The 24,853-nt window shown below is 52.3% G+C and carries 21 protein-coding genes and 4 pseudogenes; 14 read left to right on the forward strand and 11 right to left on the reverse strand.

The genetic code is table 11. The features are described from left to right. Window positions 1–53: 53 nt before the first annotated feature. Together E4O97_RS10545 and E4O97_RS10550 are read left to right on the forward strand one after the other, a co-directional pair. A pseudogene (locus E4O97_RS10545) lies at window positions 54–374 on the forward strand (helix-turn-helix domain-containing protein); the annotation flags it as partial. Between the two features lie 499 nt (window positions 375–873). Next, window positions 874–1,236 carry a histone-like nucleoid-structuring protein, MvaT/MvaU family gene (locus E4O97_RS10550; protein WP_248161330.1) on the forward strand — a complete coding sequence of 121 codons (363 nt, stop codon included), beginning with the start codon at window positions 874–876 and terminating at the stop codon, window positions 1,234–1,236. A 279-nt stretch (window positions 1,237–1,515) separates the two neighbouring features. Here E4O97_RS10550 and E4O97_RS10555 read toward each other — a convergent pair. Further along, window positions 1,516–1,800 (reverse strand): annotated as a pseudogene (locus tag E4O97_RS10555) (transketolase C-terminal domain-containing protein); the annotation flags it as partial. A gap of 31 nt (window positions 1,801–1,831) precedes the next feature. Then, window positions 1,832–2,758, reverse strand: coding sequence for an alpha/beta hydrolase (locus E4O97_RS10560; RefSeq protein ID WP_174245060.1), 927 nt, complete (start codon window positions 2,756–2,758; stop codon window positions 1,832–1,834). A gap of 121 nt (window positions 2,759–2,879) precedes the next feature. Here E4O97_RS10560 and E4O97_RS10565 point away from each other — a divergent pair, with 121 nt between their 5' ends. Next, window positions 2,880–3,818 (forward strand): LysR family transcriptional regulator, encoded by a 939-nt coding sequence (locus tag E4O97_RS10565; RefSeq protein WP_027620513.1) that lies wholly within the window; start codon window positions 2,880–2,882, stop codon window positions 3,816–3,818. A gap of 146 nt (window positions 3,819–3,964) precedes the next feature. Then, window positions 3,965–4,441 (forward strand): annotated as a pseudogene (locus E4O97_RS10570) (transposase); the annotation flags it as partial. 62 nt (window positions 4,442–4,503) lie between these two features. Here E4O97_RS10570 and E4O97_RS10575 read toward each other — a convergent pair. The 3 genes from E4O97_RS10575 to E4O97_RS10585 form a co-directional block, all read right to left on the reverse strand. After that, complete coding sequence (locus E4O97_RS10575; RefSeq protein WP_248161332.1) at window positions 4,504–5,448, reverse strand: DMT family transporter; 945 nt, start codon at window positions 5,446–5,448, stop codon at window positions 4,504–4,506. Between the two features lie 79 nt (window positions 5,449–5,527). Beyond that, a complete protein-coding gene (locus E4O97_RS10580) occupies window positions 5,528–6,256 on the reverse strand; it encodes an AraC family transcriptional regulator (RefSeq protein WP_098466033.1) in 729 nt (242 codons plus the stop codon). 213 nt (window positions 6,257–6,469) lie between these two features. Continuing rightward, window positions 6,470–7,783: an ATP-binding protein gene (locus E4O97_RS10585; RefSeq protein WP_248161356.1), complete on the reverse strand. Its 1,314-nt coding sequence runs from the start codon at window positions 7,781–7,783 to the stop codon at window positions 6,470–6,472. A 219-nt stretch (window positions 7,784–8,002) separates the two neighbouring features. Between E4O97_RS10585 and E4O97_RS10590 the strand changes: the two genes are divergently transcribed. Together E4O97_RS10590 and E4O97_RS10595 are read left to right on the forward strand one after the other, a co-directional pair. Then, window positions 8,003–8,182, forward strand: coding sequence for a CsbD family protein (locus E4O97_RS10590; protein WP_003191424.1), 180 nt, complete (start codon window positions 8,003–8,005; stop codon window positions 8,180–8,182). 100 nt (window positions 8,183–8,282) lie between these two features. Then, window positions 8,283–8,531, forward strand: a complete 249-nt coding sequence (locus tag E4O97_RS10595) for a CsbD family protein (RefSeq protein ID WP_056859814.1) — start codon at window positions 8,283–8,285, stop codon at window positions 8,529–8,531. A 305-nt stretch (window positions 8,532–8,836) separates the two neighbouring features. Here E4O97_RS10595 and E4O97_RS10600 read toward each other — a convergent pair whose 3' ends face one another. Further along, complete coding sequence (locus E4O97_RS10600; protein ID WP_248161334.1) at window positions 8,837–9,082, reverse strand: hypothetical protein; 246 nt, start codon at window positions 9,080–9,082, stop codon at window positions 8,837–8,839. A gap of 218 nt (window positions 9,083–9,300) precedes the next feature. Between E4O97_RS10600 and E4O97_RS10605 the strand changes: the two genes are divergently transcribed. The 5 genes from E4O97_RS10605 (at window position 9,301) to E4O97_RS10625 (ending at window position 14,368) form a co-directional block, all read left to right on the forward strand. Continuing rightward, window positions 9,301–9,810, forward strand: coding sequence for a ProQ/FinO family protein (locus tag E4O97_RS10605; protein WP_248161357.1), 510 nt, complete (start codon window positions 9,301–9,303; stop codon window positions 9,808–9,810). Between the two features lie 172 nt (window positions 9,811–9,982). After that, window positions 9,983–11,185, forward strand: a complete 1,203-nt coding sequence (locus tag E4O97_RS10610; protein WP_236708839.1) for a phospholipase D family protein — start codon at window positions 9,983–9,985, stop codon at window positions 11,183–11,185. Between the two features lie 228 nt (window positions 11,186–11,413). After that, window positions 11,414–11,929, forward strand: a complete 516-nt coding sequence (locus E4O97_RS10615) for a DUF4823 domain-containing protein (protein WP_056859817.1) — start codon at window positions 11,414–11,416, stop codon at window positions 11,927–11,929. Window positions 11,930–12,411: 482 nt separating this feature from the next. Then, window positions 12,412–12,930 (forward strand): hypothetical protein, encoded by a 519-nt coding sequence (locus tag E4O97_RS10620; RefSeq protein WP_133257351.1) that lies wholly within the window; start codon window positions 12,412–12,414, stop codon window positions 12,928–12,930. A gap of 739 nt (window positions 12,931–13,669) precedes the next feature. Further along, complete coding sequence (locus tag E4O97_RS10625; RefSeq protein WP_111452870.1) at window positions 13,670–14,368, forward strand: hypothetical protein; 699 nt, start codon at window positions 13,670–13,672, stop codon at window positions 14,366–14,368. A gap of 179 nt (window positions 14,369–14,547) precedes the next feature. Here E4O97_RS10625 and E4O97_RS10630 read toward each other — a convergent pair whose 3' ends face one another. The 4 genes from E4O97_RS10630 to E4O97_RS10645 form a co-directional block, all read right to left on the reverse strand. Next, window positions 14,548–15,156, reverse strand: a complete 609-nt coding sequence (locus E4O97_RS10630; protein WP_248161335.1) for a hypothetical protein — start codon at window positions 15,154–15,156, stop codon at window positions 14,548–14,550. Further along, window positions 15,146–16,276, reverse strand: coding sequence for an XRE family transcriptional regulator (locus tag E4O97_RS10635; protein WP_181640134.1), 1,131 nt, complete (start codon window positions 16,274–16,276; stop codon window positions 15,146–15,148). Before E4O97_RS10635 ends, E4O97_RS10630 begins: the two co-directional genes overlap by 11 nt. 246 nt (window positions 16,277–16,522) lie before the next feature. Further along, a complete protein-coding gene (locus tag E4O97_RS10640) occupies window positions 16,523–17,146 on the reverse strand; it encodes a hypothetical protein (protein WP_181640133.1) in 624 nt (207 codons plus the stop codon). Window positions 17,147–17,364: 218 nt separating this feature from the next. After that, the gene (locus tag E4O97_RS10645; RefSeq protein WP_181640132.1) at window positions 17,365–17,697 is read right to left on the reverse strand and encodes a phosphotyrosine protein phosphatase; all 333 of its coding nucleotides are present in this window, start codon (window positions 17,695–17,697) and stop codon (window positions 17,365–17,367) included. A 451-nt stretch (window positions 17,698–18,148) separates the two neighbouring features. On the opposite strand from E4O97_RS10645, the gene E4O97_RS10650 reads away from it, so the two are divergent. Beyond that, window positions 18,149–19,423 (forward strand): hypothetical protein, encoded by a 1,275-nt coding sequence (locus E4O97_RS10650; RefSeq protein ID WP_248161336.1) that lies wholly within the window; start codon window positions 18,149–18,151, stop codon window positions 19,421–19,423. 244 nt (window positions 19,424–19,667) lie between these two features. Then, a pseudogene (locus E4O97_RS10655) lies at window positions 19,668–19,873 on the forward strand (transposase); the annotation flags it as partial. Between the two features lie 231 nt (window positions 19,874–20,104). Here the strand turns inward: E4O97_RS10655 and E4O97_RS10660 are convergent. Continuing rightward, window positions 20,105–20,584 (reverse strand): hypothetical protein, encoded by a 480-nt coding sequence (locus E4O97_RS10660; protein WP_248161337.1) that lies wholly within the window; start codon window positions 20,582–20,584, stop codon window positions 20,105–20,107. 239 nt (window positions 20,585–20,823) lie between these two features. On the opposite strand from E4O97_RS10660, the gene E4O97_RS10665 reads away from it, so the two are divergent. Next, complete coding sequence (locus E4O97_RS10665) at window positions 20,824–24,618, forward strand: hypothetical protein (RefSeq protein WP_248161338.1); 3,795 nt, start codon at window positions 20,824–20,826, stop codon at window positions 24,616–24,618. The last annotated feature ends 235 nt before the right edge of the window (window positions 24,619–24,853 follow it).

Raw genomic sequence — 24,853 nt, forward strand, 5'->3', positions numbered from 1 at the left:
GATTGGCCTCAGTTTAAGGCATGGAGGTGTCTACGAAACCCGGGGCGATTCAGTACGGCACCATGCGCCATGCCGAAATAAAAAGGCAGATGACTGGGGTTACTCAGCGGATGTTAACTAAGACGCTACGCTCCATGGAGCGGGATGGCCTAGTGGCTCGGCGGGAGTTCGGTGAGATTCCGCCACGTGTCGAGTATGAGCTCACGCCCTTGGGTATGGGACTGTTGATCCGCATGTCACCTATCTGGACTTGGGTTGTCGAGAATGTTGACGATTTCCGCAAGGCGCGGCGTATTTTCGACAGTCAGGATGGCAAAAAACCCGCATGGCAAATACCTGCATCGGCACCTATAGACTCAGACGCGTCTGACTGAATGTGGCTCACAGTGTGTTAGGGGGCCTGTGCTCATTTATGCAATAGCAATTGGTCAATCTCTCTGGCCCTCTGTGTCTCCAACCGCGTACCCGCAGAGTTGAAGCCACTTATTAAGAGCCTTGACGGGAGAGCGAGCCTAGGCGCGGCTACATCGACTTTACCTAGACGACGTCCACATACTTGTACTTCTTTCTAGCGGCCTTCACGGCCTCTTGTTCAGCAAGCAACGAGCTCAACGTATCAGCCTCGTGAATCAGCATAAGCATTCTCCTGCACGTCCTTATTGATCGTATGCGCCTGATGATACCGGCCCGAAGCCAGCACGAAGGTTATGCGAATCAGGGGCAGAGATCTTTTAAAACTCTCGATCTCTTGCGGAGTGCTTCCCCTGTCTAATGGTCTATATGACAACGATGCTAAGGAACACTGATACTTCTGCTTCATCCGAGTGTCTATTCTGTTGTAACGTGAAAATACTAATTGCTCAGGAAACTCCCATGTCTAAACTCGCAGAATTTCGCCAGCTTGAAAAACATCTCGCCGAACAGCTTCAAGCGCTTGAGGCCCTGAAGGGCAACGCTGGTCTTAAGAAAGAAATTGAATTCGAAACGAAGCTGCGCGATTTGCTCGCAAAATACGGCTACAGCCTGAAAGACGTGATCAATCTGCTTGATCCACAAGCAGGTCGTCGCGCTCCAGTATCCGAGCCTAAAGCCAAACGCAAGGCCCGCCAGGTGAAGGTTTATAAGAACCCACACACCGGTGAAACCATTGAGACGAAAGGTGGTAATCACAGAGGCTTGAAACAGTGGAAAAGTGATCACGGCGCGGCGACTGTTGAGTCCTGGCTCAACAAGTAGTTTTAGCGCTCGAATAAATGGGCCCGGGAGGGCCCTTTTTTTTGGTGCTTAAAAAAACTAACGCGTTTGCTCTCTCGCTCCTCGTTGGTCGAAAGATACCTGATGCTGTTGTATCCCTTGTACGTTGTGATTTTCTGTCGTGTAGCATCGTCAGCTACCAGATTTCCGCGCCGGTAATTAAAAGGCTGCAGGAACGGATTATGTAGTTGAGCATTTTCCTATGCCACGCAATGTAACCTTGCAAAAGGCGCCTCAAACTAAGGCGCCTTGCACAGAGGCCTACAGCCAAGCTTTGATTTGCGCACATACAGCTGCTGTTGAGATGCCATACCGATCATGTAGCGTCGGCAGTGCGCCCGCCTCCAGGAATGCGTCGGGTAAAGCGATTTGCCGGAAGGTAGGAGTTACGCCGTTACGCAGAAGTAACCCTGCAACAGCCTCGCCGAGTCCACCGATAATCGAGCTGTTTTCGGCTGTGACTACCAAACGTCCGGACTTTCGGGCTTCAGCCAAGATGGTTTGCTCATCTAGCGGCTTGATGGTTGGGACGTGTAGCACTGCGACAGCCACAAAGCTATCGCGGTTGTTCTGCGTTTTAGCGGTTAGCGTCGGCCAAGGCAGCCTCGATGAAGCGAACGGAACTCTCCATAGCCTGCTGACCTTCTGGCAGCATGGTGGCGTAGAAGTGCCAGGCGTGGAACATCGCAGGCCATACTTCTAGGTTCACGCGAACGCGGTTATCAGCCAGGTGAGTTGCAAGGCGCATTGCATCACTCAACATCAGCTCGTTCTCGCCGATCTGCACCAAGATTGGTGGAAGACCGGTGACGTCCGCGAACACAGGCGAGGCCAGAGGATGATTAGCCAATGTGTCGCCTAGGAATGCTCTGGCGAGGATGTCCAAGACAGGCTTGGAGTTCAGAGGATCCAGACCTTCGCGGTTGCTCATGGAAGCACCGGTGTGTTCAAGGTTCGCCCATGGTGAGATGGAGGAGCCAACCGCAGGCAATGGAAGCCCTTTCGATTTAGCCGCGACCATGACGCTTACAACCATTGCGCCGCCAGCCGACTCGCCAGAGAACGCAATTTTGTTAGCCGGGATTTTCTGCTCAAGCAACCATTCGTAAGCGCGCAATGTGTCGTCAATTGATGCTGGGAACTTGTGCTCAGGAGCGAGGCGGTAGTCCGGCATGTACACACGAGCACCAAGCATTTTCGCGTAGTTGCCGCCGATACCGTGGTAGCCGTCTGGACGTCCTACTATGTAGGCGCCGCCGTGTATGTACATCACGACCGCGTCGGTTTTGATCTCGTCCGGAGTAACCAGTGTGCCGGGTACGCCACCCATGTCGACTGCTTCGAATTTAACGCCAGCTGGCGCTGGATTTTGCGCGAGCATTTTTGCGTAAGAGTCGCGGATGTCGCTCATTTTTGTTGTGGTATCGATTCCCTTAAGAACGGGTACCAGATCGCTAAGGCTATTGGCCCAGGTTTGGACGGCTGCTTGGACTTTAGTGTTCATAATGACCTCAATTGATCGTTGGGAGTGGATTAGCTAATTGAGATGCTATGCTTAGTATTGGGGAATAGGGTTCCCCATAACAGGTGCTAAGCCGCCCGAACGTTGAGACCATCGAGGCCGTATGGAACTCCATAACCTGAATGATATTGCCGCGTTTGTGAGCTCGGTAAACGCTGGAAGCTTCACTGCAGCGGCAAAACAGCTTGGCCTTACGCGCTCTGCAGTGGGGAAGTCGATAGTCAGGCTCGAGGCTCGTTTACAGGTACGTTTACTGAATCGCACTACGCGCAGTTTAAGCATGACGGATGACGGCCAGGTTCTGTATGAGCGCTGCGTGGGCGTTCTTCAGGATCTGGACGACGTGGAGGATGCCCTTGCGTTTCGTCGTTCGACACCCAGTGGGCGACTGCGGATGAGTCTGCCGGTTGCGCTGGGCAGACTTCATGTCCTTCAGCACATTGAGTGCTGCCTTAAGGATTGGCCCTCCCTTAGCGTGGATATCACCTTTTCTGACAGGCTGGTCGATTTGATCGATGAGGGATTTGATTTGGCCATGCGCATCGGGCCACCGAAGGAAGATTCTCGGTTGTTAACGCGCACTGTGGCCTACCAACAAATGATTACCTGCGCTTCCCCCAAATATTTGGCTGAGCACGCCGAGCCTAAAACGCCGGAGGATTTATCCGAGCACCAGTGCCTGCATTTCGTGAGTGGTGGGAGATTGCTTCCTTGGAATTTTCGCGTGAATGGTAGCTCTGTGTCCGTTACTCATGGTGGAAGGCTACAGATGGACAGTGCTGAGTCATTACACCAGTCAGCTGTAGCTGGCCTGGGCATCGCGACTCTTCCTTCCTACGTGGTGAACGACGATTTGAGGAGCGGCAAGCTTGTTCAATTGCTCGCTGGGTATGCAGAGGCCGCAGAGCCTATCCGGGTGATCTACCCTAGCAAGCGGCACCTCTCTCCAAAAATTCGACTCTTCATCGATAAGCTCGTGGAGGCTTGGTCACCATGCCCACCATGGGAGCAGCATTCTGCGGAAGGCATTCACTCTGCATGACCCGTGACCTGCTGATAACGGCCAGTATGCTTTCGAATGCAGGGGGAACATTCCAGGGGCAACCTACGAGGGAGAGTTTGTGGACGCCAAGTGGGACGGTCACCCCTGGGTAATACTCGCGGGTGTGCTCTGCGACCTATCCATCTTCCGAGTAAGCCCTGCGTTATATCCAGTTTCTGTACGAAATCGAAAGCGAAGTCCGCGATCTGGAGCCGGATTTAAGGCGTCGAATACGACAAGAAAAAGCTGTACGGGTGATGAACATGCTCCATGCCTGGATGAGCGCCCAGCGCGATCTGGTGCCCGAAGGCTCAGCCATCAGCAGGGCACTCGATTACAGCCTGAAACGCTGGGCAGCGCTATCACGCTACATCGATGACGGGGCAGTACCCATTGACAACCATTGGGCCGAAAACCAAATCAGGCCATGGGCTCTTGGGCGCGAAAACTGGCTCTTCGCTGGATCACTGCGCAGCGGCAAACGGGCGGCGGCAATCATGACCTTGATCCCGTCTGCGCGGCTGAATGGTTATGATCCATATGCGTATCTGAAGGATGTTCTCACGCGCCTACCGACGCACCGGGCGAGTGAGATCGATCAGTTGCTACCGCATAGTGGGTGACCAATTAATCACAACTGGTAGGGGTAGTCAGTATTCCTGTCGCTATAGCATCTCTGTACGAGTTAAACAGCCGGAGAGTGACGGGGAGTACGATGACAATTCAGACACCACAAGACACCGGTGACCAGAAGTGCAATCGCCGCAATTTCATGTGAGTCGGGCAGCCGATGCTCCCATAGAAATCCAAAAACCAGCGCCGCTAACGTCTCAATCACGAGCACTTGTCCGCTTAGTGCCAGTGGTAGAAGTCGGCTCGCCTGATTCCAGCACGCATTACCCACAACCGAAGATAAAAACGCTACGCCACCGGCTACCATGACAAAGTGTAGCCATTCGGAGTTGTCATGCGTTCCGACCTGCCAGCCCAGGACAGGTACCGCCAAAAGCAGTGACTGAGCGCCAGTCATGACCCCTGTCAGCAGTGCCCAGTCATGGGCGGAAACGCTGGTTACCTGAGCCAGCCGCCGAGCGTTGCTCACTGCGAACCAACTCCATGTCACTAACGCGCCCGCTGCGCATAGAATTCCGGCCACGTTTGTCAGTATATCTGGCTTGTCGCCGTTGATCAGTGCGTGCCAGCTGATGAGTACGACCCCGCCCACAGCGCAGAACAGCGAGGGAGTTAGCTTGCGCAAAGAAATTGCGTTGACGTCATGACGACCTGCCAGCGTGACGAACACCGGAATGAGTCCGACGATCAGAGACGTTGTGGCAATGCCAACCAACTGCACACCGGTGCCCACTAGCGTGTAGTAAATGAGGTTCCCAATCAGGCTAAGCCAGAAGAGTGACTTCCAGTCGGCGGTAGTGAGATTGGCGCAAACGCGCCTCCAGCGGGGCATAAGCAAGGCCACCGAAATCGCGCCGTAGCAGAGAAATCTCAGAACGGCGAATTGCAGGCCGCTCAGCCCCGGGGTGAGCTGGGGGCCGAGGAAGATCACTCCCCAACACAGGCCCGCGCAAACTCCGTAGACAATGCCCTTTAGCAGTAATCGATCAGCAAGCATTTCATCCCCGCTCCAAAGCGTTATGGGTAAAGTCTGGAGCAACTGATTCGGGGAGTATTGTCGGTAACTGCGGGATTTTTTACCCAGACTGTTTTTGCGTTTTACGATAAACCGCCGGGGTCGTGGCCCTCACGCGCTGCATGGCACGGGTCAGCGATGCCTGGTCGCTAAAGCCGGCACGCAAGGCAATCTCGGATATGGTCAATGAGGTTCCACGCAACCATCGTTGAGCTTCTTGCAGGCGTAAATCAGTCAACCAAACTTGAGGACTCATCTCGAACATTAGCCGGAAACGTTGGTGCATCTGACTCATGCTCATTTTTGCTACTTGAGCCATGCTTTCATTGCTCCAGTTCGCTCCAGGATCCGCCTGAATACGAGCGATCAACTGCTTCATGGGGTCTGGAAAGCGGGAGATATCCGGATTTAGAGACGATAAAAGCAGAGGCCCCAATTGGGAGGCCGCGATGGACAATTGTGCATTGCCGATTAGCTCAGCGAACTCTATAAGCCGACGAGTAGCGGGGGAAATGGGCACATATATTTTCTGAGCAAGACGCTCGATCTGGAGCGTTTCCATAATCGTCGGCGCACAGTCCAAAACTAAAAAACGGCTATCAAGGTTAGTCTGCTGCGAATGGATCGAGCCAGGTGTCACAAGCGCTGCCAATGACTGATCAATGCAGCCGCCGCGACCGTTTACGTCAATTTCCATTTCGCCACGAATCGGCAGTACCAATTGAGCATGCTCGTGGTGGTGGTGACGGTCTTCCCTCTCATAGCTGCGAACTTCAAGACTAAGAAACATTACTGCACCTTCCGGCCCGTCTGGTTATCCAAGGTTGACGTCCCAAAACGCCCAATGCGCGCCCGCGTTAGGTCAGACTTGCCACTGATTCTAACATCTACGGATCAGCCCGTTGGTCGCACAACCTGTATTGGCCATACACTTACGGAACAACAGCGTATCAGGCCGGCATACAGGCAAATCATGTCAAGAAGGTTACTTAAGCCACGATGATTATGTGGGAATAATCGCAGAGTCGATTCGACCCAATGATTTCAAGTACAAAGATACGACTGTTCCCTTGTCGGGTGCATTATCCACCATGACCGTGCCCCCAGCGTTCTCTGCGAACTTACGGACTTGCGATAAGCCCAAGCCCGTACCTTTTCCTCTTTCCTTTGTGGTGAAAAAAGGATCAAAAATTTTAGCCGCCAGGTCATCTGGTATACCTGGCCCGGTATCAGTGACGCTGAGCACGACGTAATTGCCTCCAGCCAGTGTTACGTCATCATCAACCCGCATCAGTCGCGTTGAAATGCAGATACTTCCTGCTGGCCCGAGCGCATCCCTGGCATTTGTGAGAAGGTTCAAGACAGCTGCATTCAACTGGGCTTCTTCACACATCACTGCGGTGTCGGGGGCTGACAGGTCGAAAGTCAGCTCAACACTTTCGGTCGCGGTGCGAGACAACACATCGCGCATTGCATCAAGTCGAGCATTAACGTCAACGCACACCAAATTTGGGCTGTCGAGTCGAACACAAGAAAGCAGATGATTGACCAACTGCCGTCCCTGTTCGACCGTCTGCAATCCGGTATCACTAAATTGCTCGACATCTTTTGGTCGTCTGGCGCGCAAGCGGATCATCTGCAAACTTGCGCTTAGCGCTTGAAGAATATTGTTGAAGTCGTGCGCAATACTGGCCGTGACCATTCCCAAGGAGGAGATACGCTTGGCGTGACGCAGTGACTCTTCGGCCACTTGATTAAGTGCATTCGCCTGAGCCAGTTCTTGTTCAAGCATTTCTGCTCGCCGCTCTATTTGATGTCTGAGCAGGCGCAATTGCAACAACGAAGCGGTCTGTCTCGCCAATGCCAACAATGCCGTGCGCTGTGGTGCTGTCAGGGTTCGCGGCTTGGTATCAATCACGCACACCGTACCCAGAGCGTGCCCCGTATCGTCAATGATAGGAGCTCCCGCGTAAAAGCGAATGTAGGGCGGGCCAAGCACCAGCGCGCTGTGTTCAAAGCGCGGGTCGAGTCTGGCATCTTCGACAGTCAACACATCGGCGGGAGCCAGGATCGCGTGCGCGCAAAACGCCAGATCCCGATGCGTCTCCCTCACGTCCAGCCCGACGCACGCCTTGAACCACTGACGTTCTCTATCCACCAGAGAAACCAGCGCGACCGGTACTTCACACAAGGTGCTCGCGAGCACGACGATATCGTCGAATTCTTTTTCCGGAGCTGAGTCCAGCACCCCGAGATGCTCTAGCGACAGGGCTCTTTCATCCTCGTTCGGAGGAAAGGGGGCAGGAATGTGGGGCATCTGATTATGCATCGCTGAGGGCAGTAGGGCGATCATGCTGTTTTGATAGCTTGGACAGCAAGAAATTGTTTCTCCATCCGAACAGCGATGTATCTGTTTCCAGATAGCACTCGAAGGTCCGGCGACGAGTGGTAGTCGTCAACCGTGGAACTCCCGGTCGCAGTCGTCAGTCAATTTTTCTGTCCAGATAGGACACCTATTCCTAACCGGGAGACAGCCATGAGTGGTACTTCAGACAAAATCAAAGGCCTGGCCAACGAAGCTATCGGTAACGTGAAGCAAGGTGTCGGCAAAGTCACAGGCAATGAGAAGCTACAGGTCGAAGGTGCCATCCAAGAAAAGAAAGGTGAAGCACAGCAAGTGGCTGGCAAGGTCAAAGACGCCGTAGACAAAAAGTAGTTCTAGGCGGTAACACCGTTTCGCTGGGATGGCTATCGGATGGTAGCCATCGCAGTTCACTCATTCTGAGCTTCCAACTTATACGAAGGTTTAATCAATCATGAGAAGTGAGCAGGTAGAAGGCGTTGTAGAAAAGGTTGCCGGTAAAGCCCAAAACGCAGTCGGAAAACTGCTTTGTGATTCGAAGCTGGAAGCCGAAGGTGCGGGACGCCAAGCTGCCGGTCAGCTGACTCAAACCTATGGCGATGCCCTGGACAGCGTATCCACGTTCGTTAAAGAGAAACCAGTTGCTGCAATCGCGATTGGTGCAATTGCTCTGCTGGTTCTAGACCGTCTATTTCGCCGCTGAGTAAGGAAAAGGACGTTTCGACAGGGGTGCTCCATTTAACTTTTATCGCCTCCGTCCCCTAGAACTGTCCATCAGCGGGCTGCGGGGGTACGAGGGCAGGTATGCACAACTCACTTCCATCCAAGCAGCACGTCCAAATTACGTCGAAGCTATTGGGCCACAAATCTCTTGGAAGGGTGACTTGGGGTCAGTAGCAAGCGGAGCGCGCAGGCGGGAGGATGGAAGCCCACAGGGCCAAGACTCGGCAACATCGAGGCTTGGTTTACGACAGCCGTCCTCGTAGAGGCCCGTTCGAACTTGGCTCCCTAGAGCGCTTTCAGGAGACGCTCAAGCGTCTGATGTTGCCAAGTGCTGAGCAACGCTATTGGGTCAGTACCAAAGCGATCTCCAGAGTCAAACGACCAGCGTCGCCCATCAGAGCTGATGCACTCTTCGCAGTAGTCGAGCGTGTCACAGTCGTTGTAGATCGATATCCGCCAACCCTCGACGCTCACCACGAAATAGCCCGCATAAATCTCATCCCAAGATGCCTGGCTCACCTTGGTCATCATCCGTCGCTCGAAGGTGACCTCCCGCAATACTTGGCATACCTCTCTCGCTGAGAGCTCAGCCGCAGTGTTTTCGCTAACGCTACCTACCTGGGATGAATGAGCTGCCACTCTGACCTCTCTCAATATTTGCTCAGCGTACATACCATCTCAGATACTCACACGCGCTGCATGGAATATTCTTGCATCTCGCAATCAACCTTCGAGTAGTGAATAGAACGATGGGTTTTGAACAATTAGCTGAGCTCCGTGACCGCCTGCGGGCTGAAAAAGAGCCGCAAAAGGCCGATATCGCAGAACAGCCTAAGCGTAAGTCCTCCTCGCAGGCTAAGCCTCGTATCAAGGATCCAGCTGTGGAAGCTATCTGGCCGCTGCAGAAGCATTTTCCATTGGCGTTCCCTGTCAATCCGGCCCCAAAGGCTCCACTCAGGGAAGGCATTCTCAAGGATGCTGAGCAGCATCTGGAGCTACTCGGGTTGACCCGTGAAGAGCTGAAGCTGGGTATTTCTACTTGGTGCCGGGGAGCTCGGTATTGGGCAAGCATGGTCGAGAACGCGCCGCGTTTGGACTTGGGTGGTCAACCAGCCGGCGTGGTAACTGCTACACAGGCTACGCATGCGAAGCAGCAGGCTTCGCGGCAGCGTGGTCAAGACCGAAGACATCGTGCGAAGCTGAAAGAGGAGGGCCAGGCTCCCACTGCCGTTGCTGCGGTGGAGCAGGATACTAACTGAATCCAGTCTAGGTGCGTTGGGGGATACTTGGTGATCCTCAGTACGGGCTCTCTGAGACGTAAGCGACTGAGGAAGTAGGGCTTGGTCAACGCTTTGGTGGGCCGTTCTCGCGGGGGGCTGTCGTGAATCTACCCCCCCCATTTTTGATGAAAACGAGTCAGTGGCGTGGATAGTGGGTGATGAAATGGCAGAAGGATTAAAGCTTTTACTTAACGGCTATGACACTGGTCATGGAGACGAGATCATCGGGCTGCTTGCTGATGCTCAGCATTTGGAATGCATGGTCGCATTTGCCAAATCGTCGGTCGGGGAGACAATTCTGGAGCCTCTCAAGCAGGCTATTGATCGCGGCATGACGGCTCGCGTCGCGATTGGCTTGAGCCTCTTCGTTACCGATCCTGCGATCCTTTATGAATTGCTCGCGTTGGAAAAACTATCTCCGACAAAGCTGGAACTGTATCTGAGCAATACCGAAGACACTTTTCACCCAAAAATCTATGCGGTACGTGAGCTAAGTGGCCATAAAGTGATCGTTGGTTCAGCGAACATGACTGCTGGAGGTTTTTCGAACAACTACGAAGCATCAGTCGTAGTCAACGATCTTGACGGGGCATTGATGTCTTCGGTCGAACGGTATTTCGGGAGCCTAATCGAGGATGGCTCGCTAATTCGCGCTACGAAGCCCCGCATAGACAAATACGCAAAACTCTACGCTGTCCATGAAGCATGGCGCAGGATGGCGAATCGCCGTGCGGACAAAGTCGGTAGGGGAGAGCTGCTTTCCTTGGATGTCCTGATCGACCGACTCGCAGACATGAAGGCCGATAAAACGAGGTTCGGATTCACAGCGCAGCAAAGCTATCGAGCGAAAGATCGGCTATCGGCTAGGCGAGGCATCAGAGAGATCGCTGCGCTCGGCAAGGTTACCTCTGAAGCGTTCTTGGAGGCCTACGAAGGCTTGATTGTACATTTCCATTCCGGTGGGTTGCATCGTGGGAAAACCATTGTATCGGTGAAGTCGGTGCGATTTATAAGGGCTCTTGCAGAGGCGTTACAGCTCGGTCGGGCCACTCCTGGGGAAGCATTCGAACTTTTGCATCGCCACTTCGTGGACATCGACCGGGCGGGCATTAACGTTCTGACGGAGATCCTGCATGCCTTGGATAATAAGCGCTACGCGGTTATGAACCAGAACGCGGTGAATGGCTTACTGGTTGCCGGATACGACCAATATCCCATCCGACCATTGAAAACCAACGTAACCCCGGAGCTTTACGCCCGATTCTGCCGAGACGCGAGAGATGTTCAAAGCCAGTTGGGTCTAGAGAACCTTTCAGAGTTGGACGCACTGTTTAACTATGTTTATTGGTCTTGATGAGGTAAACGGTTGCTGCTGATCGAACACCGCCTTGCGGGTTGCGGCATGTGGTGCCACTGGATTTGGGGTGGGCTGCTCGAAAGACGGACGTTGGGAGACGTAAATTCAAGGCGCTATCCGGGATGAGCCAAGGCCATCCGGATTGCGGTTGGTGGTAGGCCGAATTGCAGATGACGTAATGTCACGGTTCCGACACGTTAGCCTTTTTACAGGGATGTATTATTGATGCGCTTCTTTGCTCTTCTAGGTTTTATGCTGGTTCTCGCCGGCTGTGCCGATTCACACAACTGGACGCCGCAACAGAATGGGTCTGCGCGCATCGCGGCTAGCGACCGCATCCTGATCTCGACGCCGCAAGATGGTGAGTATGGGACACACGTCTACAACGGTTCTGGGAAAAATACTGCGAAGATCATCTACAACGCCACGAGTGCCAAATCACGATTGGTACGAATCGGTGGCGTGATGGAAAACTTCGAGGATGCCGTCTCCCAAGCTCAGCGTACTGATCAGGACATCCTGATCTTTCCGACGATTCTGCATTGGGAAGACCGAGCCACCGAGTGGTCAATGATCCCAGACAAGGTTGAAGTCAAAGTGGACGTGGTCAACGTACGAACCGGCGATGTCATTAGCTCAGGGATCATCAAGGGCAGCAGCGGGTTGGCAACCCTCGGTGGTGATCACCCCCAAGATTTGCTACCTGATCCGGTAGCAGAATTCGTATCCTCACTGTTCTGACGCTGCAGGCGGCGGAAAAGGTCGGAGCGCTCTCGTGCAGGGCGCTGTCACCACCTATCTAGTGGGACGCTTTCGCGCACAACTGTCATGAACCGTGCCTACGCTGTAACACTGGTTCCATCGTCCCATCTTCGGCCAAGGCCTGGGTGCTCCACTTGTGTATGGCGACATCTCCGCATGCGTAGGGTTATTAACTGCTTGGTATTAACAAGTGGCTTAAGTGTGCTGCACCAGACCTTGATACCGATCCCATTAGAATTTCCTATGCGGAATAACTCCAAAGAGGACTCCAGTGTGGCTGACTGAGTCCAGTATATATATAGGGATTTTTGATAATCAAACAACCACTTTCGGGCTTTTGGTGGGAAATTCATGTACGTCATTTTCATTTTTGTTTGGAGGTTGATATGACCCACATAAGAAAGATCGCGGCGACGAGTTTAATGAGCGAGCATAGTGTGGAATATTGCTTGGTTCCTTAAATGCTAGCCATCCTGAAACAGTCCTACCAAGATGTGACGCCAGTTTTTCCAGCAATGATGAGGGAGTTTGGTAAGAAGTCCTATGAAAATCAGAATGCTTTCTTTCGAGTTCTGGCGCTTTTCCCTCGTCGCCCAAAAATAAAGAAAGACTCCTTGTCCGGAATTTATGTGACGATAAGTCCAGAGCTTTATAGTTTTGAAAGTTTTATGAAGGCAAGAGGCATGCCTACGATAGCTGGCTGTCCCATGGTAAGGACAATATGGGATTTGTCTTGCGATCCAGAAATAGCTTGGATAGATATATCGCACGACTCTCTGAGTGAGTATTTAAATAAAATTGATTGTGAGGACGTATCAGGTGCGTTATTAGATGGGCGGGAAATATTGAGGCGGGTATCAACGTCGCAAATGTTTTCGTTAGACAGCTTGGGCGACGCTGTGCGGAAATGTAGAGAGATTAATGGAAATGCATTTATATATGGGCCTAGATACAAGCCAGTTTTTTTCTTAATCAGGTAAGCTGTACACATTGCTCTGTAGATTTGTTGGGAGTTATTCAGTGTTAAATTCGGTTGTCTAGCGGAATCTAGGTTGTGATGGGGTTGTGGTAGATCTGATTACCGTCACCTGCTTGTGGCCAACAGTAAGGCCCGCTGGGAACACAGCGCTCGAATAGGTTGACTATCAGGGCGCTGAGGACAGGGGTACTAATCAGGGCGTGCGGCAGGGCGGCAGAGGCGGGCGTTTGGGCGCCGTCACGTCCTTTAGCGAAGCATAATAAGCATTTGAGCATGAAGATTGATTGAACCGTAGACGGTCGTGATCTCTCGCCACCGTACGATCAAGATGCCAAAAATCTTCTAGGATCTCGTCATGAAAAATAAACTTCTTGGGCTAGTCCTGGCATCCGCATTTTCGGATGCGTCCAGCGCGAGCTACGCGTAAACCTTCACGCTGCATAGCACGGAGCTTGAGGGTGGAAAATTCAGTAATGCCAACCTACTGAGCGAGCCCTATGGGTTTGGGTGCACAAGCGAGAATCTTTTTGGGATAATCGCACCGCTTCGTCCCTTGGCGGCACTCCTAAGGACAGTGCCGACGATTATCGGGAAAAGGTCGAGGCTAAATTCCCACCAATGGATATGAATCATCCTGCTGCTCGTTATCACGGTGGCGATTTTGCTGGGGCGGGTCATTTTGAAGATCCCAAATGATGCCCACAACCTACCCATAGGTTTTTGAAGGATAAATGGCGCCTATGCACAACTCCCACCTCTGGTTTCAGCGCTTTCGCGACGACTTCATCCCAGCGATCCAAAGGGTCGAAGACGTGTTCCTTCTGAGGCTTCAGCCAACGTTTCTCTCAATCGAGGCAGAAAGCGAAAAGCTTGAGAACGATCTGTGGAAGGAGGCTATGAGCCAGCCGTACTACGGCGACTACCAGGATGAAGGTGACATAGCTGAGGCCGTCAGAGATGCGTCCGTGTCACACTACATGGGGCTCAAGGGCATGGAGCAAGGGCTCTTGAATTGTTGCGCGCTCTTCCTATACCACCTGTATGAACAGCAGGTGATGCTGTTTCTGCGCCAAGAGCTGCTGGGGTGGCGAGAGAAAGACAACAGTAAGCTCTATACGCACGAGGAAGTACGCAAACGCCTCGGGCTCGTCAATGTGGACATCACGAAATTTGCCTGTTGGCCGAAGCTTGAGGAACTCCGGCACCTGGCGAACTCGATCAAGCATGGAGAAGGCAAAAGCAGCAAAGAATTATTGCAGATAGCTCCTCATCTGTTCGAAATAGGCGGGCGGGCCAACGGATGGCCTATCTCTGGACGTGTCTACACGCCGTTGCTTGGTGAGGACATCTTTGTCAATCCCGCACACATACGTGAATACGTTGGCGCGCTTAAGCAGTATTGGATGGAGCTGGGAGATGCCTTGGCTAAGGGAGCCTAATCGCCCCCTCAAACGTTCTCCGGGTGCTTCTGGGATGGGGAAATTGATAGCAGCCTTACCTGTTATGTAGTGCTCGTACGAGACGCGTCTGAGGTCAAAATCGAACAGAGGCTGCTTCATGGGGGCGAGTCCCAGACGAGCGTTCGCGGTGCGTCCATCACTGCGGCCTGCGTGCCTTTTCAATGCCCCGCGTCAGCGTCAGTAGCCCTGTTGGCGGCATGGAGATTCAGCCGACACTGTAGCGCCATGCCATAGGCTGTTACTAGATGGGTAGCTAGCGAACCCCCCATCTCTATGTGTTGAGATAGAACCACATCGTGATCTGCATCTGTCAGGACATTGGTGAAAATGAGCCAAGAATGCATGTGAGGAGTTGTCTGTGTTATCGCTTGAGCAACGCCTTCTGAGAGTGCTCTGGCTTTGCGATCATCGGTGATGAACGCTTGACGAATTCTGCTTGCGAATGCGATTGACGAGAGCTCGCCCTTACCCAGTTTTTTTCGGCTTTCAAGGTTTGCAATGGCCTGGAGATCGTCAATGCTGCAGGAGTGCGACGCAAATTTACCCCTGGATTGCTCTTGCTTGAGGCGCTCCCTCAATTCTAGGTCGGCTACAGTAGGGGAGGTGCGAGGCTTGACCAAGCATTCGTATAGGACAAACCCCGTCATGCAAAACTCACAGCTTGCCTCTTGAGTCGCAGCATACAGCCGGCGCGAAGACAAAATGTTCCAAACCGAACAGGTGTCGGCAACATTGATCTTGTGGAATTTCGATGGATCAATAGCCATGTATTGTCCTTCCATATAGAGAAGCAAGTGCCGCCAGTTCGCCGTAGCTGCAAAGGAGAGCTTCGGCTAGCCTGCCGAGGCTTATGATGCCTTGGCTGTGCGCATCTAGGCATAGCCTCACGTAGTGATCGGACAGTCCTCGTTCGAGTAACGCCGCTTTCCTGGATCGCTGTTGGGCGGTGAGGCTCTCTGGAAGTTCGGGGTCTATCTTGGCTTGCCGAGTGACCCGGTATCCCCGGATACGTCGACTGGTTTCAAGGTCAGCGCGCTTTGCAGCCTTCAAAGCTATTCCCAACGCGTCACAACTTACTCGGAACTTGTTTGCCCAATCTTGGGCATCTCCTTCAGACCAGGTAGCTGGGGCGGGAAGCAAGCGAATCGTTTCGGGAGGCATCAGGTAGCAGGAGGCGAACCTGTTTGCCCGTACCTCCCTCATATCTTTGTCTCCCGGGATAGTCACGCTTGCCCCTTGGTCACTATCAAAAATACAGTGGGCCATCTCGTGTGCTGCACTGAACCGCTGTCGGTAAACGTCCTCGGTGTAGTTCACCAAAATGCATTTACCCGCGACAGGGTGCATCACGAATAGGCCTGAGATTTTGGAGTTGGCCAGCCTTCGCCTGAAAACATGCACGCCTACTGAGCGAAACTCGGAGTAGATGTCTCGGGGAACCTCTCTGTCGGTATGACCCATCTGGTGGCGAAACGCCTTTGCCGCGCCTTCTGCGTGACCAATGAAATAACTGCCTTGCGGATTGTATTCAAAGGTGCTGGCAGCACCACGGAGCTCTTGGGTTAAAAATTCTTCGGTTTCGCAGAGGTACAGAAACTCTTGAATGGCAGAGCGATCCTCTTTCGAGAACTCCCGGCCATGCGCCCGGTAGAGCGTTTCAGTTTGTTCGAACGGAGCGACTTGCTCGTTCGAGATGAAGAATTTGAAATCGCATTGATAGTAGTCTGCGAGGATGAGCACCTCGTCTCCGGTAGGTTCCAACTCACCTTTCTCGATACTACTCAGGCGCTCAACGTTGATGGCAGTGAAGGCTGCGACTTCGTCAACAGATCGCTGAAGCTGAATACGGTAACGTTCAAGCTTGTTGCCAAGGGCCTGGAGATTCATTGCTTTTTGACGTCCTGTTAGGCAATGCACCGAGACATCATAGTCGTTTTTGTTGCGAAAACGTCCTTGGGATTTTGGCTACGCAAGGGGGGCAGTCTGACATGCCTGGTCTCAAATTCGTAGCAGATTGGCCGATGAGTTATACCCTGCGGAGCTTTCCTAGAGGGCTCGTTTGCCAGCAATTTCAGGAGCTGAAAATCATGCGGCAAGCTATTTTAATCGGCCTTAAAGCGAGGGTTAAGTCTCTCAGCGCCGGCGTTCGTTACCGTTGCGCACATGGCACGGCTGGCACACTGCCTGGAGAATTGCAGCCTGATGTGCGTCATTGAGGAGCTGCAAAGCAGAATGGCCCGGCGGTAACGAGAAAGGCTCTTTTTCCAGCCAGTCAAAGCGGGAAAATATCTCCTCAACCTGAGACGCGCTGAGCGTCTGAATGATCTGTGTGACCATTACGTTGAACTCGGGAGATACATGGTCGACTTCAGTTGATGGTTCTTCTCCGCAGCGTTCGCACATTGGATGCGCTGCTCTGTATCTCGAAACTATAGGGTGCGCTGCATCTCGGAGTGCGCGATCCAACCAAGCCATTTCGTTACGAGGGTTGATGCACTGCGTCCATGAGACTCCGTGCCAGCCATGACCCGGAAAGTAGCCTTGGAAATTGTAAACTGCTCTTGGGCGGTGAAGCTTTCGGAAGCGAGTAGGGCGCAGATCTTGCGCTGCACAGTGGTAGTGCTTCTGATGTATTAGGTCGGCTATGATGAGGGACTCAAACTCTTGTCCGAAATCGACCTCTGCGATCTCTCCCTGGATCATCTCTTTCAGTTGCGTCTTCGTCATTCCCTGGAAGAATTCTTTGCCTCGGCTCATCTTAATTCCTTAAATGCGGTGTATTCGAGCAGCGCAGCGAGTAGCCAGTCAGCAGGATCAGTGGCGTGAAATGGTAGTCTGCTCAGAGGGCAAACAGTCGGCCCGAGGCCGGGGGGCAGAGTGAGGTAGCGGGCTCACCCTATGCTTACAGGGCTGATTGATTAGAGCTCTTCGAGATAATGGGGGCGAGGTGCGAACTCAGATAAAGCTCTCCCCATTCATCCGGTTGCTTCCAAGTATTGCGTCCCCACTTGCTCAAGCATTTCAACCAACTCGGGATCCATGTATTGAAAATCATCAGGGATATCCAGGACGTGGACAGCTTTGTGCTCAAGCAACAGAGCGTAGTCTGCCAGCAGACGCTGACGATGTTTGCGCTCCATTACGAAAATCACATCAGCCCATCGGATATCTGCAGGCCCTACTGATTTCCGAGCATTAGGGCTGGTGCCCGCCGAGCGAACATTAAAGCCTGGTCGACGGCGCCAGATCGCTTCCGCAGTGGGGCTACGCCATTGATTGCGACTGCAAATGAACAGGAGATTGGTCACCGAAGATCCAGCGCTCAGAGGGTGGTTCGAAGATAACGCAGATGATGCATTTTTTCTAAGGTGTACCTTGAGCGATATGCAAGGTACTTGCTTACGCAGATGCAAGCGGAGCGCGTCTCGCTTGGAAGACCATAGGTGTGAGGATGGACACCTGACAGGCCCGAAGCTGACGTGAACCGTCCTGGCTCGGTTCACGACAGCCGTTTGCTTTGGTGACACTCTGGTTTTCGAGGCTATCGAATCTGTGAGTGTCATGATCGTTCGTAGATAAGCGTGGCAAAGTGTACATTATTGCATTTCTCTCATCCGTCTGCTGATGTGTCGAGCATCGCCTTGGCCAGCCTTGTCAGCGTGCAGATGGGGGTGGGGATGGTGTGGTGGGTTGGTGAGGCGGAGCGCGATTCGAAGTTTGATTCTGCTGTTGGTTCGTAATCCTATATTCAGGAAAACCATGATTAAGGATATTGTTAGTGAAATTTATGAGACTGAATATTGCCTCGAGTGTCGTCAACACAAAATAATTTGTCTTATGAGTCGGCGTCAGGATCCACTGTCCGAGGCAAACTTGGTCAGGCTGGATGACCTGTTGGCTGATACGGAATTTGGTGATGAAGTATTTGCTCAGTTTAGAAAGGAATTGATTTTAAATATTCAGATTTTGCTTTCTCAGATTGAAATTTCTCGCCGGCAGGGGAGAGACTTCAGAATGGACGACTCTAAGCTGAAGGCGGAAATGGAAAAGCTGGACATTGGTGGGTTTGAAGAGCTGCTTGAGGTGTATAGGCGGGACTCCAATATTAGTGTAGAGGTTATGACTTGTTTCGTTAAATGCCACTTTGGAGTGGGTGTCGAGTCATTCATTTCGAAATATTATGTTGTTTATAGAGTTTTACTGTTGTTTTATACAGAGTATGGGCGGTCGAGACAGTTTGCTTCTAGTATTCTAACTGATCACTCTGAGTGCTTGGAAAAGCTGTATTCTGGTGTCGGTGTGAACCTTAAGCAGGACGATAAGCAATTTGGGAAGTACGGGCTCCTCACGTTCGATATGAATATGTGGTTTGACTATGACCACCTTGCGAGAGGTGTGGTGGATGGCCGTTTGAATAAGTTTTTTAGCATGTCTCTGACAGAAAACTTGGCAGGTGCAATTCACCAGTTGTATTCGGATGGAAAGATTGGGGCGCTTGCTTTCAGGGTAATGAGTATCACTGATGGCAGGCCCTCCATGGAGGAGAAAGCTTACGGCTCAGTTTTGTCTTTCGAACTTTCAGGGTTGTCTGAGATTTCCGAATTTTACTCTGCGGGAAATTTTGGCGATAAGCTCGTCGTTATTCATGATCCCCAAGCCAAAAGTTTGATTTTTGAGGAGCTGAATGACGAGTTTGAATTGGTGGATGACTCAGTAGTGACACAGCTGGTGCACCTGGAGTACAAATTTGTTGATGGAAGGTTTGTCATAACGCATATCGATCATGAGCACATTCTGTATACATTGGATCAGTATGATCAGCGAGTTTCTAAATCTGATACTTCGATTCGAGGTAACAAGATTAAGAGCTTTAAAATAGATAAGGCCAGTATTCCTGTCGATTTTCAATTTAAGGGCGATTATTTCCTCGCTATAGTGTTGGACGCTTTTTTCCTACATAAAAAACTGATCGCCGAATACTTTGAGGGAGTCAGGGGCCCTGCGCGCCCTCCCTTGGATGAACGGCTGCCGTGAATCGGGCCTCACACTCGTGAGGCCCGATCCTGCGGACTTCCATCCTGGCGTCTCCGGCCCTCCTTGGCCGGCGCGCCCCGCTTGCGCTATGGGCATCACCTCAGCTTGGCGGCGTTCAGATAGGGTAGTCGGTTCCATGATTGTCGAGCGAACCGTTCTGTCTCCATTAGTTCTTGTCTATTTGAATCGCCCCTAGTTTCGTAGACACCTCCAAGCCTTAAAATGAGGCCCATTAGTAGGTGCCATGAGCAACCAGCGTCATCCCGAAGAATTCAAAATCCAGGCGGTCAAGCAAGTGACCGAAAAGCAGCTTCCGTCTCGGAGGTGGCTGCACTATTGGGCGTGTCCGTGCACAGCCTCTATGCCTGGGTTAAGCGCTACACCAAGCCCCAGGAACAGCTCGTTGAGGAGGATGATCAGAGCGCTGAGGTTCGTCGTCTACGTGCCGATCCTGTAGTTTGAGTTATCTGGCATGGCAGTCTTCCTTGAGAATGATGCGCAGAGCCTAGTTCATCTCACCGCTGGCTCAAACGGTGCGGGTAGTCGCATAGGTTTGCCCGATGTTTTGGCAGAGCACGACCTGGGCTGACAGGGGGCCAGAAGGCTGCACTCACCGTCTCTGCTTGCCCGCCGTGCTCGGTCTGTGGAGCACGCGATGGGTAATACTTATCTACCCGAGCTTCAGGTTTGCGTACGGAGCCAAGCTTCCACCTTTTGCAATCTACCAACCTCGGAAAGCTTTGACTTTCCTGTATCTAGAATCTCAAGCAGTCGCTGCCTTTCAGCTCGAGAGGGGAACCAATCATCAATCTCGACGCTGCAGTGGATGGACTCACTCAATGCCCATCTAACGATCATGTCCGCAGCGGCCCTGTAGTGATCGGCCATGAAGAAACGTTGGCCCTCCACAGACCAGCCAAGGTCAGCTAACCGATCAGTCACGTCTATGATGCCAAGGTCGCCAAGATAGTCGGTGGTGTCGGGATAATGAATGCCTGCCAATGACACCTTAGCTACGCCGGATTCCCGATCAAAATAGGAAAGGAAATGCCATCCCCCTGTGCTGCTCCCAGAATAGGGGAAATTGATGGCGGCTTTCCCTGTTATGTAGTGCTGATGCGAGACGCGTTTGAGGTCAAAGTCGAACTGAGGCTGTTTCATTTCGGCTGCCCTATGCGAGCCGTGGCTTTGATGTCGTTCTTGAGCAAAGCTGGGCGAACAAATGTCACCATTGGGGTCGCGAGAATGCTGAATACCTAGGCGTCTAAAGCATTGCTGGCTCATAGCCTAGTAATTATGGCATATAGCCGCTATAGAAGATGGCGCTGGCCTAGCTGGTGCTCAATTACTTTGCAGATACCCAAGCCTGAAGGTATGGGTTTCTAAAGCCAGGATTGCCTATGTCACAGGGACTGTCAGCCAGTATCAAACTAAAATATGCCGCTTTTTTAGTTGCTGCTAAAGAAGGGATCCGCATCTTCCAATCTCTGTGCTCCGCGTCTTCGTCGCCAGGGTCTTTTGAGCCACTCACACCAGTCCTCATCGATAGTGACCACTTTGATCGCTATGAGCGCGAATTGCTTGGCGCACTGGGAAAGGATGAGGTTCTGAACATCGCACTTACCGGTGGATATGGGGCAGGTAAGAGCAGTGTCCTGAAGACCTTTTTTGAGCGGCATCCAGAATTTCAAACGGCTTATGTTTCATTAGCAACCTTCAGCAAGGATGCACCTCCACCGTTGCCGGTTTCGGACGCTGAACGCTCTGAGACCTCAGCAAGAAGCTCCCAGTCAGTGCAGGACTCCGGCGAGAGTAGTACCTCAAGCGATTTGATCGCCAGGATCGAGGAAACGATTGTCCAGCAGCTCCTTTACGCCGTGCCAACTGCACGCGTACCCAAAACCAGGCTCAAGCGAATTGTCCAGACATCAGGGCGTAGCATCGCTAGGCGCACGATTTTTTGGGGAGTGATGCTCATTGCGTGCCTGCGGCTTTATGTCCCTACATTGAAGGAGATACCTAAGTTAGATCCTGCTTGGTTGCTGACGAGCCTGGTAATGATCCCGGGTTGGCTGGCAGTCTTGGTAACGGGGCTGGGTGGTTTGTATCTTCTCTATTCGGGGCTCAAATTTCTATCTATGTTCAGTATCGACGGCTTGACCTTGAAGGGGGGAAAGCTCGAGGCCGTGAATCACGGATCCGTACTCCACAAGAACGTAGATGAAATTATCTATTGCTTTGAACGAAGCGATGTCCGCGTCGTGGTGATTGAGGATCTGGATCGTTTCGGAACTCAGGAAATATTTTTTCGCTTGCGCGAGATCAACTTCACTATCCGGCACTCGCCGCAAATTACTCGACCTGTTCACTTCATTTACGCTATTCGTGACGAGCTGTTTACCGTCACCGACAAGACGAAATTTTTTGATCTGATTATCCCGGTGATCCCTGTCGTCAATTCTGAAAACTCAAGGGAGAAGCTTCAAGAGCTCATGATGACTCGGGCTGTTGATGGCAAAAAGCTGGGTACTGATCTTGACCCAATTCTCGTGGAGACCGTCTGTTATTACATAGATGAGATGCGGCTGATCAAGAATATCGTCAATGAGTACGATATTTTTGCCAGCCTGCTGTCCCACGGCGGTCTTAACCTGGATCAAAACAAACTGTTTGCTATCGTGGTGATCAGGAACCTCTACCCGGAAGAGTTTGCAGAGCTGGGTAAGAGGCGTGGGAAGGTGTACGGCTCGCTCACCGGGCTTTCCGCTTGGGCTAGCCAGCCATCGCAGGCAGTCGCTGAGCTCAATCGACTAACCGAGGAAAAGGCGCAGCGCGAACAACACGGGGAAGAGCGATTAATCGATCTGAGGTTAAGTGTATGGTTCGAGGTGTTGAAAGCTAGCGGAATTGACAGCGCGAATTACGTTCTAGTTGACGGTAACCAGCGAGTAACCCTCAACGAATTTTTACAGGACGACGTCTTTACTCGAGTCTGTGAGGCCGAGCAACTCAAAGGTATGCTCTTTTCGCAGTGGGCGAATCACAACCCAGTTGGAAATATTGTTCGTCCAAATGACGCGCTTACACAGGCATCCTATAGTACCCGTCTCGCATGGATTCATCAGTCCATGAAGTCAATGGATGAGGCCATTGTGGCGGCAGAGAGGAAGCTCACCGAGATCAAGACGATTTCCTTCCGTGAAGCTGCTCGTGGTGATTATGGAGCAATCATTGACCAGCGGCTGACAGGAATGGAGATCGTCGTTTACCTAATGCGCGCTGGCTACCTCGACACCGATTACACAGATTATCTTGGATTTTTCTACGAAGGCTCGCTGACTCGCGACGATCAGAATCTGATTCTCGCACTCAGGCGCCGTGCCACCCTCGACGTCGCCTCGCCAGTCCGGAATCCTGAGCGAGTGGTCGGCAAATTGGAGCATGAGGCTCTCGGGGATGGCAAAGGCATTATCGCTGACCTAATTGTTCAACTCTCACTATCGGCGCCACTGACTGAGCTGTCCGACACAAGAACGCAAAAGCTGGACGTCATCCTGCAAAGCGGCCATCAGAATGCGGGCCGATTGGCTGAGGCTGTATCTATCATCCTTGCAGGGGATGCTAGGTTACCGCTCGTTCGCGCTGTGTATGCACTCGCCCCCGAGTTGTTCACCGTGATCTTGAGCACTGAGCGATTCAAGGAGGCTGACGCTCGACAGGCTTTGGTGTGCGGGATCATGGACGCGTTGTCTCAACAACAACTTGAGGGTATGGCTCATCGGCAGCCGTTGCTTGAAGTTATTGCCAGTCTCACTGGTGTTAACCACCTGATCACAGGTATGGCCTCGAACATCGATGGCTGGGCGTGGCTTCGCCGCGAGCCTGTTCGCTTCAATAATCTCTCCGCAGAGGTCGGTGCGAGTACGCTGGGGCAATTGATTGGCTGGGGCTGCTTGCAACTAAGTCTCCCGATGATGGCATTGATCCTGAAAACGTTTGTGGACGAGGGGGGAGATGTCTCTTACAAGCGCCTTCGAGAGTTAAGTCTCGCAGGACTTGATTCATTGATTGAGATTGCTCCTGAAGACTTCATTTTCGAGCTGATGAAGCAGCAAGGTAAGCTTCAGGAAGACACTGAGTCCCTTAGGTACATTCTCGGCCTAGTAGAGGATGATCAAGAATTGCAGGAGGATTTTTTCCAGCACATCGAATGTTTGATTGATGACTTGGAAGGGTTCACCGATAACATTTGGGAGAAGGCTCTAGAACTAGACCGTGTGACCTCCGTTCCAAATGCTGCGTGGAGCTACTATATCGGCATGATTGTAAGGCCAACAGATACTCCATCTGAATCGATTGACAAGGAAGAACAGGATCGTATCCGAGACATCTTTACAGCATTCCTTACTAGGAACGCCCTTGAAGCTCAGCGGCTTTGGGATGATGCGAGAGACGAGACGGATGATCTGAAAGCCTATTTGCTGGCTTCGGAGCTTGACGATGACTCGCTGGATGAAATTTTCGGGAGTACAACTGTCGGCCCTGAGTGTCTCGCAGGGCTGAGCATATCGGCTGACCGATGGGCGTTTCTGGCCCAGGCTCATTTCGTGCCCTTCGATGGTCAGGTTCTAGAGGAAATCGGCAACAATGCTCCAACCGCAGAGGCGGCGTATCTGATCAGGTGCTGGGCTGATGCCCGTGACTACGTCTACCTACGAAAGCTCGATCCGAAGACTGTCGGTTTGATATGTGCCGCGCGCACTGTGCCTATTGGTGACATTGCCGAGATGTGGGAGGGTTTGGTTGAGCGAGAAGAAGCTAGTCACGCGGCTGTAGCCGGGAAACTTGCATTGGTGTGCGCCAGGGCTAATGCCGAGAATTTCATTATGCCCAGGAATTGCAGAAGCATCATTGCGTCGCGTGCGTGCGATGCCAATCTTTCGCAACGTGAAAAGCAGGAGCTATTGCATCAGGCTCTCAAACTGCATGTCGATTGGGCTACGACCTCAGCGATACTGGCTTCGCTCTCTGGTGGATACGCTGAGTTGTTGGGGGATAAACGAACTGTGCGGTTGCCGAATTCGGAGCTTGATGTTCGTCTTTGTCAGGCACTCAATGATCGTGGCTTTGTAGGCAAGATCAAGCTGGAAAAAGACTATATAACGGTCTATACCAAGCGAGTTGGCAGGCTCTAGGCAGGGAGTTTCTACCTGTCGAGAATAGATAGCCTGCCAAGCCGAAAGGTGGCCCAATCCACAGCAGATAAATAACCCCAGCTCGGTTACCGGCCAGCTAGCTGCGAGAGGATGCCACAGAATTTCAATCTCCTCTTGCTGGAGCCAGCCAGCCTCAATCACTCGCTGTTTCGCCGTCGCCGGCTGAGTGGTGTAGATCACCATGGCGAGACTTTCTTCGGCCCGGCTGCAAGTG

The sequence above is a fragment of the Pseudomonas sp. W15Feb34 genome, from assembly GCF_023127765.1.
Taxonomy (GTDB): domain Bacteria; phylum Pseudomonadota; class Gammaproteobacteria; order Pseudomonadales; family Pseudomonadaceae; genus Aquipseudomonas; species Aquipseudomonas synxantha_A.